Origin of the sequence: Pseudomonas sp. L7, assembly GCF_046605565.1 — a bacterium.
GTDB lineage: Bacteria > Pseudomonadota > Gammaproteobacteria > Pseudomonadales > Pseudomonadaceae > Aquipseudomonas > Aquipseudomonas wayambapalatensis.
The window spans coordinates 998,009-1,012,532 of the sequence record NZ_CP176784.1 but is presented as its reverse complement, the minus strand read 5'-3'; the positions used below and the strand labels follow the sequence as shown (position 1 = coordinate 1,012,532).

Here is a 14,524-nt window from a genome sequence, read left to right as displayed (position 1 = left end):
GGTTGTTTTTGTTGTAGAGGTGCGGGGGCAATGCCGGCCCGGTGGTCAGGGCGTATCCGGCTGGTTCGCCGGGTGTGCCTTGACGAAGGCTTGATGCTCCCCAGCCAGGGCGGCGACCCGGCGAATGCGCGAGTAACCCTCCAGGTCCACATTGAACCGCTCGGCCGCGTACACCTGCGGCAGCAGGTACACATCCGCCAACCCCGGCGTATCGCCAAAGCAGAAGCCCTGATCGCCGATCAGTTGCTCCACCGCCGCCAGCCCCTGGCCGATCCAGTGGGCGATCCACTGATTGACCTGGGTTTCATCGTGCCCCAGTTGGCGCAACTGGTTGAGCACGCTGACGTTGTGCAATGGGTGCACGTCGCAACCGATGATCGCCGCAACGCCGCGCACCCGCGCGCGGGCCTGCTCGCCCTTGGGCAACAGCGGCGTGCCCGGGAAGCGCTCTTCCAGGTATTCGATGATCGCTGGTGACTGCACCAGCAATTCGCCGCTGTCCGTGCGCAGGGCCGGTACCCGCCCCTGGGGGTTGAGCGCCAGGTAATCCGCAGCACGGTGCTCGCCCTTGAGCAGGTTGACTGGCCGGGCCTGATAATCCAGGCCCTTGAGCGCCAAGGCGATGCGCACCCGGTAAGAAGAGGTGGAACGGAAGTAGGTGAACAGCTCCATCGCCCAGCCCTCTCAGTTGGCCCCGACCACCGTGCCACGGCATTCGCCGAAACCGATGCTGGCCACGCCATCGCGCACGCAACGCGCCCGCAGGATGATTTCGTCGCCGTCCTCGAGGAACTTGCGCACCTCACCATTGGCCAGTTGCACCGGTTGTTTGCCGCCTTCGGTGATCTCCAGCAGGCTGCCGAACGAGCCCGGCACGGCCCCGGACAAGGTGCCCGAACCGAACAGGTCACCGGCTTGCAACTGGCAGCCGTTGACACTGTGGTGGGCGACCATCTGTGCCACGGTCCAGTACATGCTGCGGGTGTTGCTCAGTGTGAGGCGGTGCGCCGGCAAGCCTTCGTCACGCATGCGCTCGGTCAGCAACAGCACTTCCAGTTCGATATCGAAGGCGCCGCCGGCCTGGTCGCGCTGGTCGAGCAGGTAAGCCAGGGGTTGCGGATCGCCTTCCGGACGTGCCGGTTGCGCACAGCGGAACGGCTCCAGCGCCTCGGCGGTCACCACCCAGGGCGAGACGCTGGTGATGAAGCTCTTGGACAGGAACGGCCCCAGCGGCTGGTACTCCCAGGCCTGGATATCGCGCGCCGACCAGTCGTTGAGCAGGCAGAAGCCAGCCACGTGCTCGGCCGCATCACCGATTGCGATCGGCTGCCCCATGTCATTGCCCTGGCCGATCCAGATGCCCAACTCGAGTTCGTAGTCCAGCCGCGCGCATGGGCCGAAACTCGGCTCGGTCTGCCCGGCCGGAAGCGTCTGGCCCTTGGGGCGGCGCACGTCGGTGCCGGACGGGCGCAAGGTCGAGGCACGGCCGTGGTAGCCGATCGGCACGTGCTTGTAGTTGGGCAGCAGTGGATTGTCAGGACGGAACAGCTTGCCGACGTTCTTGGCGTGCTCGATACCGACGTAGAAGTCCGTGTAGTCACCGACCCGGGCCGGCAGGTGCAAGGTGCATTCGCCAGCAGGATACAGTGCCGCTTGCAACACGGCCTGATGCTCGCTGTGCTCGCCGAGTACAACCAGCAAGCGCTCGCGCAGGGCCACCCGGGCCGGACGGCCGAGGGCGAAGAAGGCGTTCAGGGCGCCGCCGCGAGTGGCCTCGACAGCAGCCTTGGCCGCCCCCTCGAACACACCGGCGGCAAGCGCGGCTTCCAGGTCGAGGATGGCGTCGCCGATGGCCACGCCGCAGCGCGGCGCCTGGCCCGGACGACTGAAGATGCCCAGCGGCAGGTTCTGCAGCGGGAAATCGCGGTGCCCGTTGGCGTGTTCGACCCAGCTACGGGCAGTGGCGGTCTGGTTCATCGGTCATCTCCGGTTCGGATTGAAGGTGCTCGGCAGCGTTGCCCAGCAACTGTCGTAGTCGGCCTGCAGTTGCGGGCTCTCGAGGGCCTGCTCGCTCGGGCGCAGCACCTGGCTGGTCTCGAACATGAAGGCCATGGTGTGGTCGATCTTGTGTGGCGCCAGCTCGGCGGCGATCGCCTTGTCGCAGGTTTCGGCGTCCGGCCCGTGGGCGCTCATCACCCCGTGCAGCGACGCGCCACCGGGCAGGAAGCCCTCGGCCTTGGCATCGTAGGCGCCGTCGATCAGACCCATGAACTCGTTCATCAAGTTGCGGTGGAACCATGGGGGACGGAAGGTGTTCTCGGCCACCATCCAGCGCGGCGGGAAGATCACGAAGTCCATGTTGGCCAGGCCGTGCACGCTGGAGGGTGAGGTCAGCACGGTGAAGATCGACGGGTCCGGGTGGTCGAAGCTGACCGTGCCGAGGGTGTTGAAACGGCGCAGGTCGTACTTGTACGGCACGTTGCTGCCGTGCCAGGCCACTACATCCAGCGGCGAATGCTGCAGTTGGCAGGCCCAGTGCTCGCCGAGGAACTTCTGCACCAGCTGCACCGGGCCACTGGCTTCTTCGTAATGCGCAACGGGGGTGAGGAAGTCCCGCGGGTTGGCCAGGCCGTTGCTGCCGATCGGCCCCAGGTCCGGGAGGCGCAATGGCGCGCCGTGGTTCTCGGCGATATAGCCGCGCGCCTGGCCGTCAGGCAGCTCGACACGAAACTTCATGCCACGTGGAATCACCGCGATCTCCAGCGGCTCGACCTGCAACACGCCCAGTTCGGTGGCAATGCGCAGCCGCCCCTGCTGCGGCACCAGCAGCAACTCGCCGTCGGCGTTGAAGAACACCCGCTCCATGGAGCGATTGGCGCGGTAGATATAGATGCTCACCCCGGCCGGTTTGTCAGCGGCCGCATTGGCCACCATGGGCAACCAGCCCTCGATGAAGTCGGTCGGTTCGGACGGGATTGGCTGCGGGTTCCAGCGCAGGCGATTGGGGTTCGCCGCAGCGAGCGGGCCGACCAGTGGCTGACGCGCCAGGCGCTCGAAGCGCGGGTGCAACGCGGAGGGGCGGATACGGTACAGCCAGGTGCGGCGCAATTCGCTGCGCGCCATGGTGAAGGCGGTGCCTGACAGCAACTCGGCGTACAGCCCATAGGGTGCTTTCTGTGGCGAGTTCTGCCCGACCGGCAGCGCGCCGGGCAAGGCTTCGCTGGCGAATTCGTTGCCGAAGCCGCTCAGGTAGCTGAGTTCGGGGAAGGTGTCGCGGGTCATCGGGGCCTCCGGGCTCGGTGGAGCCGTTGATGGCAGAGAGCTGCAGCCCCGAATCGGCGGACGGACCGACCACTGCCAGGGGATACACAGCGCATCTGAATTTATATTTATCGTAATCCGATTACGAATAACGTAATTTGCTCGGTAAGGGGCGTCAAGCTATAAAGTCGGCCAGAATGAATTCCGGAAGCGTCTTACGATGTCCAGAGACAAAACCGCAGTTGACAACAGCAAACAGAAGGTCCGTTCCGCTGAAGTCGGCACTGACATCCTCAAGGCGCTGGCCGAACTGTCGCCCTCCACCTCGCTGTCGCGCCTGGCCGAACATGTGCAGATGCCCGCCAGCAAGGTCCATCGCTACCTGCAGGCCTTGATCGCTAGCGGTTTCGCCGAGCAGGATGCGGCGACCAATCACTACGGGCTCGGGCGCGAAGCCTTGCGCGTGGGGATGGCGGCGCTGGGCAGCATCGATGTGCTGAAGGTCGCTGCCCTGCCGCTGTCGCAATTGCGCGACGCGCTCAACGAGAGCTGCTTCATCGCCGTGTGGGGTAACCAGGGTGCAACCGTGGTGAACATCGAGCCTGCGGTGCGCGCCGTGACGGTGGTGACCCAGATCGGCTCGGTGCTGCCCCTGCTGAGTTCCTCCACCGGGCTGGTATTCGCTGCCCATCTGCCAGAGCGGGAAACCAACGAGTTGCGCGACCGAGAACTGGCCGCACGGGGGCAACGGGTCGAGGACTACATGGACCTGTTGACGCAGATCCGCACACGCGGCCTGCACCATGTTCACGGTTTGCTGATGCCGGGGGTGGATGCCTTGTCGGCGCCGGTGTTCAACGCCATGGGCCAGATTGCAGCGGTGATGACGGTCGTTGGCCCGACGTCGATCTTCCATGCCGATGAAGATGGCCCGGCCGCCCGGCAATTGCTGACCGCGGCGCGGACTGTCAGTTGGCGGATGGGCTACGAAGCCTGAGCCGGGCCGGGGTTTCAAGGCCCGCACTGTCGTGACGCGGCCTGACTGCTTTTGGGGCACTTTTACCCGAAACGTAAAGGTGAATGTCACCCAGGGCTATTTTTCCCGTGGGATCAGAGGCTTATTCTGTCTTCACTGGCTGGCGCGAAAGGCACTCCCCCGTCGTTCGGGCCGCCACGTGTGAACGACGTTGATTTTGAAGCTCCTTGATCTGACGTCTCGATTGGCCGCTGCCTGTGCAGCGGCCTTTTTTTTGCGCCCGAAGCACGCTACCCCTGCGGATGCTTCTGCAGATTCGCCATCATCTGCTGCAAGGCCTGCAACGTATCCTGTGGATGAATCGCCCCCTCGAAGTCGCCGATCTGCCCCCACTGCTCGGCCACCTGTTCAGGCGTGAAGCCGGTGATCGGATCAAATCCGACACCAAGGCTTCTTTCCCAGCGAACCTTGCCAACCCAGCCCCCGCCCACTTCATACAACTGCCCCGTGTCCTCGCATTGATCGCTGCCCAGGTACACCACCACCGGGCTGATCAGTTCAGGCTTGAGACGCTCGAACACCTGCGGCGGAATCAGGCCCTCGGTCATGCGCGTGCCCCCAGTGGGCGCAATGGCGTTGACCAGAATCCCATACTTGCGGCCTTCGATGGCCAGGGTGCGGGTCAGCCCGTAGAGGCCGAGCTTGGCCATGCCATAGTTGGCCTGGCCGAAATTGCCGTAGATGCCGGAGGTGGAGGCAGTAAAGATCACCCGTCCCCAGTTCTGCTCGCGCAGGTGCGGCCAGGCGGCATGGGTCACCTTGTAGGCACCTTCGACATGAACCCGGTAGACCTGGTCCCAATCGGCGTCGTCCATCTTGTGGAAGGTCTTGTCGCGCAGGATGCCGGCGTTGTTCACCAGCACATCGACCCGCCCGAAACTGTCCAGCGCCTGCTCGACGATACGCGCCCCCTCGGCCACCGAGTCATGGTTGGCCACCGCCGTGCCGCCAGCGGCGCGGATCTCCTCCACCACCCGGTCGGCCGCCGAGGCGCTGGCGCCTTCGCCATGGGTCGAGCCGCCCAGGTCGTTGACCACCACACGTGCACCACGGGCCGCGAACAGCAGCGCGTGGGCCCGGCCCAGGCCACCGCCGGCCCCCGTGACGATCACTACGCGGTCTTGCAGATTTACCGGCTCGCTCATGCTCAAGGCTCCAGGCAAGGGTTGGGATACCTGGAGTGTCCGACAGCCATCGGCAGCGGACAATCAAGCGCAGTGACGCTGAATGGCAGGCGATAACACAGGGCGATGATCGCCGCGCTCAGGACCAGGCAACCCGCTGAGGTATATAGCGCAGGGGCTGCTCGCGAAACGCCAGGTAATGACGCAGCACCTGCACCGGCGCTTCGGTGTGCGGATAGTGGCCGATCCCCTGCAGCACCACGGTATCGGGATCAGGCACCAGTTGCCGGTAGCGCTCGACCATGTGCGCACCCGACAGCGGGTCGACCGCACCATTGATCAGGCGCAACGGCACCCCCTCCGCCTGCAGTGCACCGACCCAGCGTTGTCGCTGTGCCTGCCGCTCCGGCACATAGGCCATCAACTTGTGCAGGATGCGCGTCCCGCGGTTCGACACCATCAGGCTCCAGCAATCGTCCAGCGCGCTTTCGCTGGGGTGGGTGCAAGGGCCATAGACCTGGCTGACATTGCGCACCAGATCATCCCGCCCGAACGAACGCGCCACCAGCCAGCCCAGCGGGCTGAGCAGCAGTTTCTGCACCAGCAGCAACGGACACAGCTCGGGGAACAGCGCACTGTTGAGAAAGACACAACTGGCGATGTCGGCGCGTCCTTCGTGATGACGCGCGAGCAACTCCTGGGCGACGCTGCCACCGTAGTCGTGCGCCAGCAGGTGCACCGGCCGTTCGATCCTCAGGTGCTTGAGCAGCGCCTGTTGCAGATCGGCCTGCTCCATCAGGCTGTACTCGTGGTCGGCAGGCTTGGCCGAGTCGCCGAAGCCAAGCATGTCGCAGGCCACCACGCGAAAGCGCTGCGCCAAGGGCGCCCACAGGTAGTGCCAGTCCCAGCTGGCGGTTGGGAAGCCATGTAACAGCAGCAAGGGCTCTCCTTGCCCCGCTGTCCAGTAACGGATGCTCTGGCCCCGGAAGGAAAAACTCTGTCCCCGGGTACGCCAGACGCACAATGGAATTTCGGCCAAAGGCATCGGAATCGTCCCGCTGATCAGGTGTTGACGGTATAGGGCAAGGCTGCGTTCATTGCATGTCACCTCGGCACTTGCATGTGCTCTCTGTGTCGAGGCTGAGTCTAGTCAGCGCCTTGAATGGCGGAACTTACCTTGGCAGCCAGCTTGATGACCTTGCAGGACACTGGCACGAACGGTCATAGCAGGCAGGCGAGCAATGGCGCGGCGAACAGGTTGAGCAGGCCGGTCAGCACCATCACCAGCCCCGCCACCGAGCCCTCCTCCCCGCCCACTTCATGGGCGCGGCTGACCCCGGCGCCATGGGCACCGACACCAAACAGTGCGCCGCGCGCCAGTGACGTACGCAACGGCAGCACGCGCAACAGCAGGCCGCCGAACACAGCCCCCAGCACACCGGTGAACATCACGAACACCGCCGTCAGCTCGGGCACGCCGCCCAGGTCGTGGGCCAGCGGCATGGCGAACGGCGTGGTGATAGAGCGCGGCACCAGTGACAGGCTGACCGACTCATCCAGCGCCAGCAGGTGCGCCAGCCCCCAGGAAGTGGAGATCGACGCCAGGCTGCCCGCCAGCATCCCCAGCAACAGCGCCGGCCAATGTCGTGCCAGCATCGCCCGCTGCTGCCAGATCGGCACGGCGAAGGCCACGGTCACCGGCCCCAGCACACCGATCAGCCAATGTGTGTTGCGAGCATATTCGGCGTAGGCGGTGTGCAGCGGAATCGCCACCGCCAGCAGCAGCGCCGGGACCAGCACCAGCGGCGACAGCAGATAACGGCCAGTGCGCCCATACAGCCAGCGGCTGAACAGGTAGGCCGCCACTGTCAGCGCAAGCCAGAACAGCGACATGGGTTCAAGCTTCATGGCGCAGGCTCCAGCGGCAGACCAGTTCGACCGTGAGCGCCGTGACCACCATCACCACCAGGGTGCTCAGGGCGATCACCAGCAGGATGCGCCACCCCTCGCTGCGCATCAGGCTGCCGTAATCGAGCAGGCTCATCAGCGCCGGGATGAAAAACAGCAGCATCTGCGCCATCAGCCAACCGGCGCCACGTTGCAAGGTTCCGGGCTTCAAGGCCCCCACGGCAAACAGCATCAGCAACAGCGCCATGCCCATGACTCCGGCCGGGATCGGCCAGCCCAGCCAGGCGACAAGTTGACCGCCCACGAAGTACAGGACAAACAGCGCGCACAGCTCGGCGAGCAGGCGGGGCAACGCATTCGATACGGTGGCTTTCATGATGGGTTTCCTCGGGATGCCCCATTTTAAAAAGCCGCTGCCAAGGCCAAAAGCGAATTGTTAGACTGTTATCCATTCCAATCTGGAATTCACGCAATGGAATTCAAGCAGCTGCGCAGCTTTATCGAAGTGGTTCACCGGGGCGGTTTCACCCAGGCCGCACAGACGCTGCACATCAGCCAGTCGGCGGTAAGCAAGCAGGTGGCCCAGCTCGAGGAAGACCTCGGCCAGCTCCTGCTCGAGCGCCAGAGCTCGCAATTACACCTCACTGCTGCCGGACGCATCGTGCTCGAACGCGGCGAAGCCTTGCTGCGCCAGCGCCATGAGTTGCTGGCCGAGCTCGACGACCTGAGCCAGATGGCCCGTGGCGAACTGCGCCTGGGTTTGCCGGTGGTCGGCGGGGAGGCCCTGTTCGCTAGCCTGTTCGCCGAATATCGGCAGCGCTATCCGAACATCAGCGTTCACCTGGTTGAAGGCGGCAGCCGGATCGTCGAACAGGGCGTCAGAAGTGGCGAACTCGAACTTGGTGGCAGTGTCACCCCGAGCGACCCGGCTTTCGACTACCAACCGTTCTGCAACGAACCGCTCGATGCATTGCTTCCAGACAATCATCCGTTGGCCGGACGCGACGGCGTGAGCCTGCGCCAACTGGCCGATACGCCGTTCCTGCTGTATCACCGCAGCTTCATGCTCAACGACAAACTGCTCAGCGCCTGCGAACAGGCCGGCTTCACCCCGAAGGAAGGAGGGCGCAGCGGCCAGGCGGATTTCCTCACCGCGCTGGTGGCCGCCGGACAGGGCGTGGTGCTGCTGCCCAGCGTGGTGGCACGTGGGCTGGAGCGTGATGGTGTGGTGAGGGTGCCGCTGGTGGAGCCGGATCATCTACGCTGGGACATCGCCTTCATCTGGCGGCGCGGGGCGTACCTGTCGCGAGCGGCACAGGCGTGGCTGGCGTTGGTGCGGGAACGAAAGGGAGAGTGAGCGGCGAATCGCCGCTCACGAAAAGATCGCGCAGAACCCGGGGCTTACCCCTTGAGCCGTTGCACCAGCTCTGCCAGCCAGGGCTCGGCGTCCGTTTCCGGGGTGACGGTCTCGCTGGCATCCAGTCGCAGCATCGGCTGCACTTCCTGCACGCCCAGTTCGGCAAACAGCTCGCGCATCTGCTCGCCCCCGCCGCAGTAGGTGTCGCCATAGCTCGAATCGCCCAGGGCCAGCACCGCGCCCGGCAAACCGCGCCACTCGCCCGGCAGCGTATCGCGAATGGTGCTGTACAGCGGCATAAGGTTGTCGGGCAGCTCACCCATCCCGGTGGTCGAGGTCACCGCCAGCAGCGCCTGGGGGGCAAAACCGCGCAGATCGTCGAGGGTGGCACGCGCCGCATGCCAGGCTTCGAACCCGGCAGCCTTGAGCAAGGATTCGGCATGGCGGGCGACTTCTTCGGCGGTGCCATAGACCGAGCCTGAAATAATGGCGACTTTCATCAGGAGAGGATTCCGAAACTGAGTGAAAACGTAGGATACTACCATTCGACAGTGGCAAAAGGCCGCTCCACTTGACTCCCGTGGCCAGGAACATGATCAACGCGCAACTGCTGCACGCCATGATCGACGCATCGAACGACGGCATCGTGGTCGCCGAGCAGGAAGGTGACGACACCATCCTGATCTACGTGAACGCGGCCTTCGAACGCCTCACCGGCTACGCGCGCGACGAGATCCTCTACCAGGACTGCCGCTTCCTCCAGGGCGACGATCGCGACCAGTTGGGTCGCGCCCGTATCCGCAAGGCCCTGGCCGAAGGTCGGCCGTGTCGCGAGGTACTGCGCAACTACCGCAAGGACGGCAGCGGGTTCTGGAACGAACTGTCGATCACCCCGGTGTACAACGAGGCTGATCAACGCACCTATTTCATCGGCATCCAGAAGGATGTCAGCCGTCAGGTCGAACTCGAACGCGAGCTGGCCGACGCACACACCCGACTGGGCGGGCAACCATCCGTCCAATGACCTGAACCAAACGCCCCGGGCACAGTCCATGGCAATGAAGAACCCACCGACGACGCCCGACCCGAGTCCGATCATGCAAGCAGACGCCCTCCTTACTCAGGATGAGCTGGATTTCATTCAGGACATGCAGCATACGCCCCAATTGAACCTGGCCGATCCCACCTCGAGCCTGCTGGTCAATGGCGATCGTCGTCTGCAGCAATTGCTCACCCGCCTGGTGGCCAACGAGCAGGTCACGCTGCAGGCGCAATTCAACAACCAGCAGATCAGCATTCCCCTGCAACTGGTCGAAGACGAGTTTCACGCCCTGCACCTGCAACTGGGTTCACCGGAAATCTACGAAGACGGCCCGATGCTGCGGCCCTGGCGCCTGTCGCTGGACCAGCCGGCGGCACTGGTCGACGCCCGCGGCACGCAGAGCGAGCTGTGGGTGCGCGATATCTCGTTCAAAGGGGTACTGCTGCAAGTGAACGGCCAGGACCAGGCACCCAGCCACTTCGAGCTGTTCTTCGCTCCACCGGGCATCGAGCCGATCGAACTGCACGGCACGCTGCGCCGCCGCATCGGCCCGGACCTGGCGGCCTACGACCTCAGCCACAGCCCGGACGAGGAAATCGACCGGCTGCGTGAGTACATTCTCCAGGCCCACCGCCAGGCGCACCCAGAGTTGCACGCTCAGGTCTCGATCTGACCGGCGAGGAACTGGCGCAACCGCTGCTTCATCAAAAAGGCCTGGGCGCCCAGGCAGCCCACCGGCCCGCCCTCGAGACTGTCCTGGGCCATTTCGGCAGCCTCGCCCGCCAGCAGCAGCGGGCAATTCACCCGCTGCGCCAGACGCGCCAGGCGCTTGTCCAGGTCGCTGGCAGGGCGATGGTTGTCGAACAGCACCAGCGCATCCGGCGCCAACCGCTCGCAGACCAACGCCAGCTCTTCGACAGGCTGCCCTGGCGCCAGCACCGTGACGGCTACCTCGTCACTGCTCAGCAGCAGTCCCGCCACCAGCAATTCGAGCTCCTGGCCCTGTGCCGACAACGGTGACAGCAGGATCCGACGGCTCTTGGGCTCGCGCACCAGTTGCAGGCGCAACAGCACCCGCGCGCGCAGGAACTGATCGAAGAACAGCCACTCGCTGACCTGCCCATACCCCGCCTGGCCGGCGCGCAGGGCCTGCCATACCGGCATGAACACCTCGCCGAAGACTTGCTCCAGGGCATGGCTGGCAAACACCTGCTCGAACAACCGCCCCAACTGCGCAGCATCGAACTGGCGCACGGCCTCGCGTACCTGGGCCTGCCAGCGCGAGCGATCGCCAACCGTGGCACCGACCCAGGCCCCTTCCGCCGGCCCCTGGCTACGCGCCAGGATACTGCCGACCTTGCTCACCGCGACCCCACGGCGCAACCAGCCGAGGATGCTGTCGATGGCGTCGATGTCGGCCTGCGAATAGAGACGATGGCCACTCTCGGTGCGGGTCGGCTGAATCAGCCCGTAGCGGCGCTCCCAGGCGCGCAGGGTCACCGGATTGACGCCAGTCAGGCGCGACACTTCGCGGATCGGAAACAGCTCCTGATGCACCAGCCCATGTTCGATCAGGGCACTCGCTTGTGGCTCTTTCATGAGAGTGGCAACTCTGTCTCGTAGATTCGTGGTGGCCATTCTACGCCGGGATCGGCCAGGGGTCAGCGCAACGGCTCGATCACGACACTGACCGGTCACGAAATTTACGCGATAATCCGCGCCCGATTCTTGCATCCACGCCTGCGTCGCCCACCACCCCGGGCACAGGCCAAGGGGCCGGCTACCCGCCAGCCCCGTCGTAAGGAGATACACGATGTCTACCGCACCCGTCACCCTGATGGTGTCGCGCCGCGCCGCCAATGGACGCTACCAGGACCTGCTGGCCTGGCTCCATGAAGGCGAGCAGTTGGCCACCGACTTCCCCGGCTACCTGGGCTCGGGCATCCTCGCGCCGCCGGCCGACAGCGACGCCTTCCAGATCATCTTCCGTTTCAACGACGAACCGACCCTGCACGCCTGGGAACATTCAGCCTCGCGACGCGCCTGGTTGCAGCGTGGCGACGGCCTGTTCGAGCGCCCCGAAGAGCGGCGCGTCAGCGGCATCGACGCCTGGTTCGGCACCGAAACGGTGCATAAACCGCCGCGCTGGAAGCAGGCTACCGCCATCTGGCTGGCGTTCTTCCCGGTGTCGCTGCTGTTCAACCTGTTGTTCGGCCACTGGCTGGCACCGCTGGACCTGCTGCCCCGGGTACTGCTGAGCACCCTGGTACTGACGCCGCTGATGGTCTACCTGTTCATTCCGTTGTCCACCCGCCTGCTGGCCGGCTGGCTCAATCCCTCGGCACGCACGGCGTCACAGCGCCGCGAAGGGTTGCGCAGCCGCTGAGGAGCGGGCACGCAAGCCTGCGCAGTTCGGGTATGCTGGGGCACGAACGAACAGACGAACAGACTGCCCCGAACATGAACAGCCCTATCCTCATCACCGGAGCCAGCCAGCGCGTCGGGCTGGCTCTGGCCCTGGAGCTGGCCAAGGCCGGCCATCAGGTGGTCAGCGCCAGCCGCAGCCTTCATGCGCAGGCCGCACACCCGAACATCATCCAGTTCCAGGCCGACCTCACCCGCGAGGCCGACCGCCTGGCGCTGATCGAACACCTGCAGCACAACTACGACGGCCTGCGCGCAATCATCCACAACGCCTCGCTGTGGCTGGACGACGACCTGCAGAGCCTCGACACCATGTTCCGCCTGCACGTCGAGGCGCCCTACCACCTCAACCTGGCGCTGGGCGAGCACCTGGCCAAGGTCGAGAAGGCCGACATCATCCACATCTGCGACGAAACCTCCTCGCGCGGCAGCAAGAGCCATATCGGCTACGCCGCAACCAAGGCCGCGCTGCAGAACATGGTGCTGTCTTTCGCCGAAAAATACGCGCCCAAGGTGCGTGTCAACGGTATCCTGCCGGGCCTGCTGATCCTTAAGGAAGGCGGCGACGAACAGTACCGCCGGCAGACCCTGAAAAAGGCCCTGCTGGAATTCGAACCGGGTGCACAGCCGCTGATCGAAGCGGTGATGTTCCTGCTGCAAAGCCAGTACAGCACCGGCAGCCAGGTGGTCATCAACGGTGGCCGCCATCTGAAGAACCGCATGACCTGAGGTAAGCCCATGACTGAGCAACAACAGCTCGAACTCGAAGCCGCCGCGTTCCGGCGCCTGGTCGAACACCTGCAAAAGCGTACCGACGTGCAGAACATCGACCTGATGAACCTCTCCGGCTTCTGCCGCAACTGCCTGTCCAAGTGGTACAAGGCCGCCGCCGACGAGCGCCAGGTCGAGCTGAGCCTGGACGACGCCCGCGAAGCGGTGTACGGCATGCCCTACGCCGAGTGGAAAGCCCAATACCAGAAAGAAGCCAGCGCCGAACAACAAGCGGCGTTCGAACAAGGAAAACCCCGTGACTGACCTGAACACCCTGCGCAGCAGCCTCGCCAGCGGCGAACACGTGTTTGCCGACACCCTGGGCTTCATTGCCGCCAACTACAGCTACCAGCCCCAGGCCTTCAACAACGGCGGCGTGGAAAACGCTGCCGGGCAGAACGAGGGTTCGTGCAAGACCCTGGGCCTGGCGCTGCTGGAAGGGCTGAGCGATCAGGAAGCGCTGCTGGCCTTTGGCGAACACTACCGCAGCGTGCTCGCCACCCCCGAGGGCAGCGACCATGGCAATATCCGCGCGCTGATCAAGCACGGCCTGGCCGGCGTGAAGTTCGCCGAGCAGCCGCTGACCCGCAACGCCTGAGCAAAGCGGTCAGAGCAGCAGTCGCAGCGCCGCCCGCTGCGACTTGCCCGCGAAAGGGCCGACACAGCCCCCATCACCTCATGCGCTGCCCCGGTATCCGCTCCGACAGCACACCCTCGCGCAACCACTCCAACGCAATCGGCCACAGGCTTGCCCGAAAGCGATCATGGAAGAACGCGAAATGTCCGACCTCCTGCTCACCGATATCCACAGGTGCCACGCGCAGGTGGCGAGGTTGGGCGTGCTCCAGGTAGCCCAGCAAGCGATCCGTCGCCGCCACAGTGCCGAAAGGATCGTCGCTCAGGCTCACCGCCAGGGCCGCAGCCTGGACCTGGGCGAAAGGACGCGCCTGCAGCAGCCGTCCACTGGGACGCTGCTCGTAGCGCGGCGCCGGCGTGCTCCAGTCACGCACCACCCCGGCCGGCGTGTCCTCCATCCAGCCCAGGCGCTTGCCGGGGAAATAGCCCAGTAGCCGGGTCAGCAATGGCATCACCACATGCCACTTGCCCACCATCCGCCAGCGGCCTTCGGCCGCATAGTCACGCCAGTAGGCAAACTGTGCGCCGACCATCACCAGCCGCCGCACCTGCCCGGCCGACGGCGCCAGGCCAGTTGCCCAGCCACCGAAGCTGTGCCCCACCACATTCACCGGCTGCCCGGGGAATTCGCTGGCGGCGCGTTGCAGGATAGCTTCGAAGTCCAGGCAGCCCCAGTCGCTCCAAGACGCCTGGAAACCGCGCAACGATGCCGGGCGAGACTCGCCGATGCCACGGTAGTCGTAGCTCAGCACGTCGAAGCCGTGGGCGAACAGGTAATCGGCAAAGCGAGCGTAATAGCGGCAGCGCACCGAGGTGGCCGCATTGATGATCACCAGCGGGCGCTGGGGGTCGGGTTCGGCGTGGCGCCACTGGAAACCGCCGAGGCTGTAGCCGTCGGCGGCTTGATGGCGAAAGGCAGTCGCAGGTTGGGTCAGGCTGCTCATGGCGGGCTCCCTGCGCCGTCG

At 65.0% G+C, this 14,524-nt stretch carries 18 protein-coding genes; 8 read left to right on the top strand and 10 right to left on the bottom strand.

Features of this window, described 5'->3' with window-relative positions; all coding sequences use genetic code 11:
* Positions 1-45: 45 nt before the first annotated feature.
* From maiA to hmgA, 3 genes are read right to left on the bottom strand one after another with little or no spacing between them, the layout of a single operon-like run.
* Positions 46-672 carry a maleylacetoacetate isomerase gene (gene maiA / locus ACK3BK_RS04870; protein ID WP_411383837.1) on the bottom strand — a complete coding sequence of 209 codons (627 nt, stop codon included), beginning with the start codon at positions 670-672 and terminating at the stop codon, positions 46-48.
* Between the two features lie 12 nt (positions 673-684).
* Positions 685-1,977, bottom strand: coding sequence for a fumarylacetoacetase (gene fahA / locus ACK3BK_RS04865; RefSeq protein ID WP_411383836.1), 1,293 nt, complete (start codon positions 1,975-1,977; stop codon positions 685-687).
* 3 nt (positions 1,978-1,980) lie between these two features.
* Positions 1,981-3,282 carry a homogentisate 1,2-dioxygenase gene (gene hmgA, locus ACK3BK_RS04860; RefSeq protein ID WP_411383835.1) on the bottom strand — a complete coding sequence of 434 codons (1,302 nt, stop codon included), beginning with the start codon at positions 3,280-3,282 and terminating at the stop codon, positions 1,981-1,983.
* Between the two features lie 199 nt (positions 3,283-3,481).
* On the opposite strand from hmgA, the gene ACK3BK_RS04855 reads away from it, so the two are divergent.
* Positions 3,482-4,258 (top strand): IclR family transcriptional regulator, encoded by a 777-nt coding sequence (locus ACK3BK_RS04855; RefSeq protein ID WP_411383834.1) that lies wholly within the window; start codon positions 3,482-3,484, stop codon positions 4,256-4,258.
* A gap of 269 nt (positions 4,259-4,527) precedes the next feature.
* Here ACK3BK_RS04855 and ACK3BK_RS04850 read toward each other — a convergent pair whose 3' ends face one another.
* The 4 genes from ACK3BK_RS04850 to ACK3BK_RS04835 form a co-directional block, all read right to left on the bottom strand.
* Entirely contained in the window at positions 4,528-5,442 is a 915-nt protein-coding gene (locus ACK3BK_RS04850; protein ID WP_411383833.1) for an SDR family oxidoreductase, read from the bottom strand.
* A gap of 118 nt (positions 5,443-5,560) precedes the next feature.
* Entirely contained in the window at positions 5,561-6,466 is a 906-nt protein-coding gene (locus tag ACK3BK_RS04845; protein WP_186667736.1) for an alpha/beta fold hydrolase, read from the bottom strand.
* A 176-nt stretch (positions 6,467-6,642) separates the two neighbouring features.
* The gene (locus ACK3BK_RS04840) at positions 6,643-7,329 is read right to left on the bottom strand and encodes an LrgB family protein (RefSeq protein ID WP_411383832.1); all 687 of its coding nucleotides are present in this window, start codon (positions 7,327-7,329) and stop codon (positions 6,643-6,645) included.
* Positions 7,319-7,705 (bottom strand): CidA/LrgA family protein, encoded by a 387-nt coding sequence (locus ACK3BK_RS04835; RefSeq protein WP_186667732.1) that lies wholly within the window; start codon positions 7,703-7,705, stop codon positions 7,319-7,321. Before ACK3BK_RS04835 ends, ACK3BK_RS04840 begins: the two co-directional genes overlap by 11 nt.
* A 96-nt stretch (positions 7,706-7,801) precedes the next feature.
* Between ACK3BK_RS04835 and ACK3BK_RS04830 the strand changes: the two genes are divergently transcribed.
* Positions 7,802-8,686 (top strand): LysR family transcriptional regulator, encoded by an 885-nt coding sequence (locus ACK3BK_RS04830; RefSeq protein ID WP_186667730.1) that lies wholly within the window; start codon positions 7,802-7,804, stop codon positions 8,684-8,686.
* Positions 8,687-8,730: 44 nt separating this feature from the next.
* Here ACK3BK_RS04830 and ACK3BK_RS04825 read toward each other — a convergent pair whose 3' ends face one another.
* A complete protein-coding gene (locus tag ACK3BK_RS04825) occupies positions 8,731-9,186 on the bottom strand; it encodes a flavodoxin (protein ID WP_186667728.1) in 456 nt (151 codons plus the stop codon).
* Positions 9,187-9,278: 92 nt separating this feature from the next.
* Here ACK3BK_RS04825 and ACK3BK_RS04820 point away from each other — a divergent pair, with 92 nt between their 5' ends.
* Positions 9,279-9,710 carry a PAS domain S-box protein gene (locus tag ACK3BK_RS04820; protein WP_411383831.1) on the top strand — a complete coding sequence of 144 codons (432 nt, stop codon included), beginning with the start codon at positions 9,279-9,281 and terminating at the stop codon, positions 9,708-9,710.
* 73 nt (positions 9,711-9,783) lie between these two features.
* Positions 9,784-10,401 (top strand): hypothetical protein, encoded by a 618-nt coding sequence (locus tag ACK3BK_RS04815; RefSeq protein ID WP_411383830.1) that lies wholly within the window; start codon positions 9,784-9,786, stop codon positions 10,399-10,401.
* Here the strand turns inward: ACK3BK_RS04815 and ACK3BK_RS04810 are convergent.
* Complete coding sequence (locus ACK3BK_RS04810; RefSeq protein WP_411383829.1) at positions 10,386-11,327, bottom strand: MerR family transcriptional regulator; 942 nt, start codon at positions 11,325-11,327, stop codon at positions 10,386-10,388. The genes ACK3BK_RS04815 and ACK3BK_RS04810 overlap by 16 nt on opposite strands.
* A 214-nt stretch (positions 11,328-11,541) precedes the next feature.
* Between ACK3BK_RS04810 and ACK3BK_RS04805 the strand changes: the two genes are divergently transcribed.
* From ACK3BK_RS04805 to ACK3BK_RS04790, 4 genes are all read left to right on the top strand, one after another.
* Entirely contained in the window at positions 11,542-12,114 is a 573-nt protein-coding gene (locus ACK3BK_RS04805) for an antibiotic biosynthesis monooxygenase (protein WP_186667721.1), read from the top strand.
* Positions 12,115-12,188: 74 nt separating this feature from the next.
* Positions 12,189-12,881 carry a dihydromonapterin reductase gene (gene folM, locus ACK3BK_RS04800; RefSeq protein ID WP_411383828.1) on the top strand — a complete coding sequence of 231 codons (693 nt, stop codon included), beginning with the start codon at positions 12,189-12,191 and terminating at the stop codon, positions 12,879-12,881.
* Positions 12,882-12,890: 9 nt separating this feature from the next.
* Positions 12,891-13,187: a DUF1244 domain-containing protein gene (locus ACK3BK_RS04795; RefSeq protein ID WP_186667717.1), complete on the top strand. Its 297-nt coding sequence runs from the start codon at positions 12,891-12,893 to the stop codon at positions 13,185-13,187.
* Positions 13,180-13,521: a HopJ type III effector protein gene (locus ACK3BK_RS04790; RefSeq protein ID WP_186667715.1), complete on the top strand. Its 342-nt coding sequence runs from the start codon at positions 13,180-13,182 to the stop codon at positions 13,519-13,521. Before ACK3BK_RS04795 ends, ACK3BK_RS04790 begins: the two co-directional genes overlap by 8 nt.
* A gap of 73 nt (positions 13,522-13,594) precedes the next feature.
* Here ACK3BK_RS04790 and ACK3BK_RS04785 read toward each other — a convergent pair whose 3' ends face one another.
* Positions 13,595-14,503: an alpha/beta fold hydrolase gene (locus ACK3BK_RS04785; protein WP_186667713.1), complete on the bottom strand. Its 909-nt coding sequence runs from the start codon at positions 14,501-14,503 to the stop codon at positions 13,595-13,597.
* Positions 14,504-14,524: the final 21 nt, after the last annotated feature.

Excerpts from the sequence above, each read along its gene's own strand:
- maiA (WP_411383837.1), bottom strand. The coding sequence starts at position 672 with ATGGAGCTGTTCACCTACTTCCGTTCCACCTCTTCTTACCGGGTGCGC.
- fahA (WP_411383836.1), bottom strand. The coding sequence starts at position 1,977 with ATGAACCAGACCGCCACTGCCCGTAGCTGGGTCGAACACGCCAACGGG.
- hmgA (WP_411383835.1), bottom strand. The coding sequence starts at position 3,282 with ATGACCCGCGACACCTTCCCCGAACTCAGCTACCTGAGCGGCTTCGGC.
- ACK3BK_RS04855 (WP_411383834.1), top strand. The coding sequence starts at position 3,482 with ATGTCCAGAGACAAAACCGCAGTTGACAACAGCAAACAGAAGGTCCGT.
- ACK3BK_RS04850 (WP_411383833.1), bottom strand. The coding sequence starts at position 5,442 with ATGAGCGAGCCGGTAAATCTGCAAGACCGCGTAGTGATCGTCACGGGG.
- ACK3BK_RS04845 (WP_186667736.1), bottom strand. The coding sequence starts at position 6,466 with ATGCCTTTGGCCGAAATTCCATTGTGCGTCTGGCGTACCCGGGGACAG.
- ACK3BK_RS04840 (WP_411383832.1), bottom strand. The coding sequence starts at position 7,329 with ATGAAGCTTGAACCCATGTCGCTGTTCTGGCTTGCGCTGACAGTGGCG.
- ACK3BK_RS04835 (WP_186667732.1), bottom strand. The coding sequence starts at position 7,705 with ATGAAAGCCACCGTATCGAATGCGTTGCCCCGCCTGCTCGCCGAGCTG.
- ACK3BK_RS04830 (WP_186667730.1), top strand. The coding sequence starts at position 7,802 with ATGGAATTCAAGCAGCTGCGCAGCTTTATCGAAGTGGTTCACCGGGGC.
- ACK3BK_RS04825 (WP_186667728.1), bottom strand. The coding sequence starts at position 9,186 with ATGAAAGTCGCCATTATTTCAGGCTCGGTCTATGGCACCGCCGAAGAA.
- ACK3BK_RS04820 (WP_411383831.1), top strand. The coding sequence starts at position 9,279 with ATGATCAACGCGCAACTGCTGCACGCCATGATCGACGCATCGAACGAC.
- ACK3BK_RS04815 (WP_411383830.1), top strand. The coding sequence starts at position 9,784 with ATGCAAGCAGACGCCCTCCTTACTCAGGATGAGCTGGATTTCATTCAG.
- ACK3BK_RS04810 (WP_411383829.1), bottom strand. The coding sequence starts at position 11,327 with ATGAAAGAGCCACAAGCGAGTGCCCTGATCGAACATGGGCTGGTGCAT.
- ACK3BK_RS04805 (WP_186667721.1), top strand. The coding sequence starts at position 11,542 with ATGTCTACCGCACCCGTCACCCTGATGGTGTCGCGCCGCGCCGCCAAT.
- folM (WP_411383828.1), top strand. The coding sequence starts at position 12,189 with ATGAACAGCCCTATCCTCATCACCGGAGCCAGCCAGCGCGTCGGGCTG.
- ACK3BK_RS04795 (WP_186667717.1), top strand. The coding sequence starts at position 12,891 with ATGACTGAGCAACAACAGCTCGAACTCGAAGCCGCCGCGTTCCGGCGC.
- ACK3BK_RS04785 (WP_186667713.1), bottom strand. The coding sequence starts at position 14,503 with ATGAGCAGCCTGACCCAACCTGCGACTGCCTTTCGCCATCAAGCCGCC.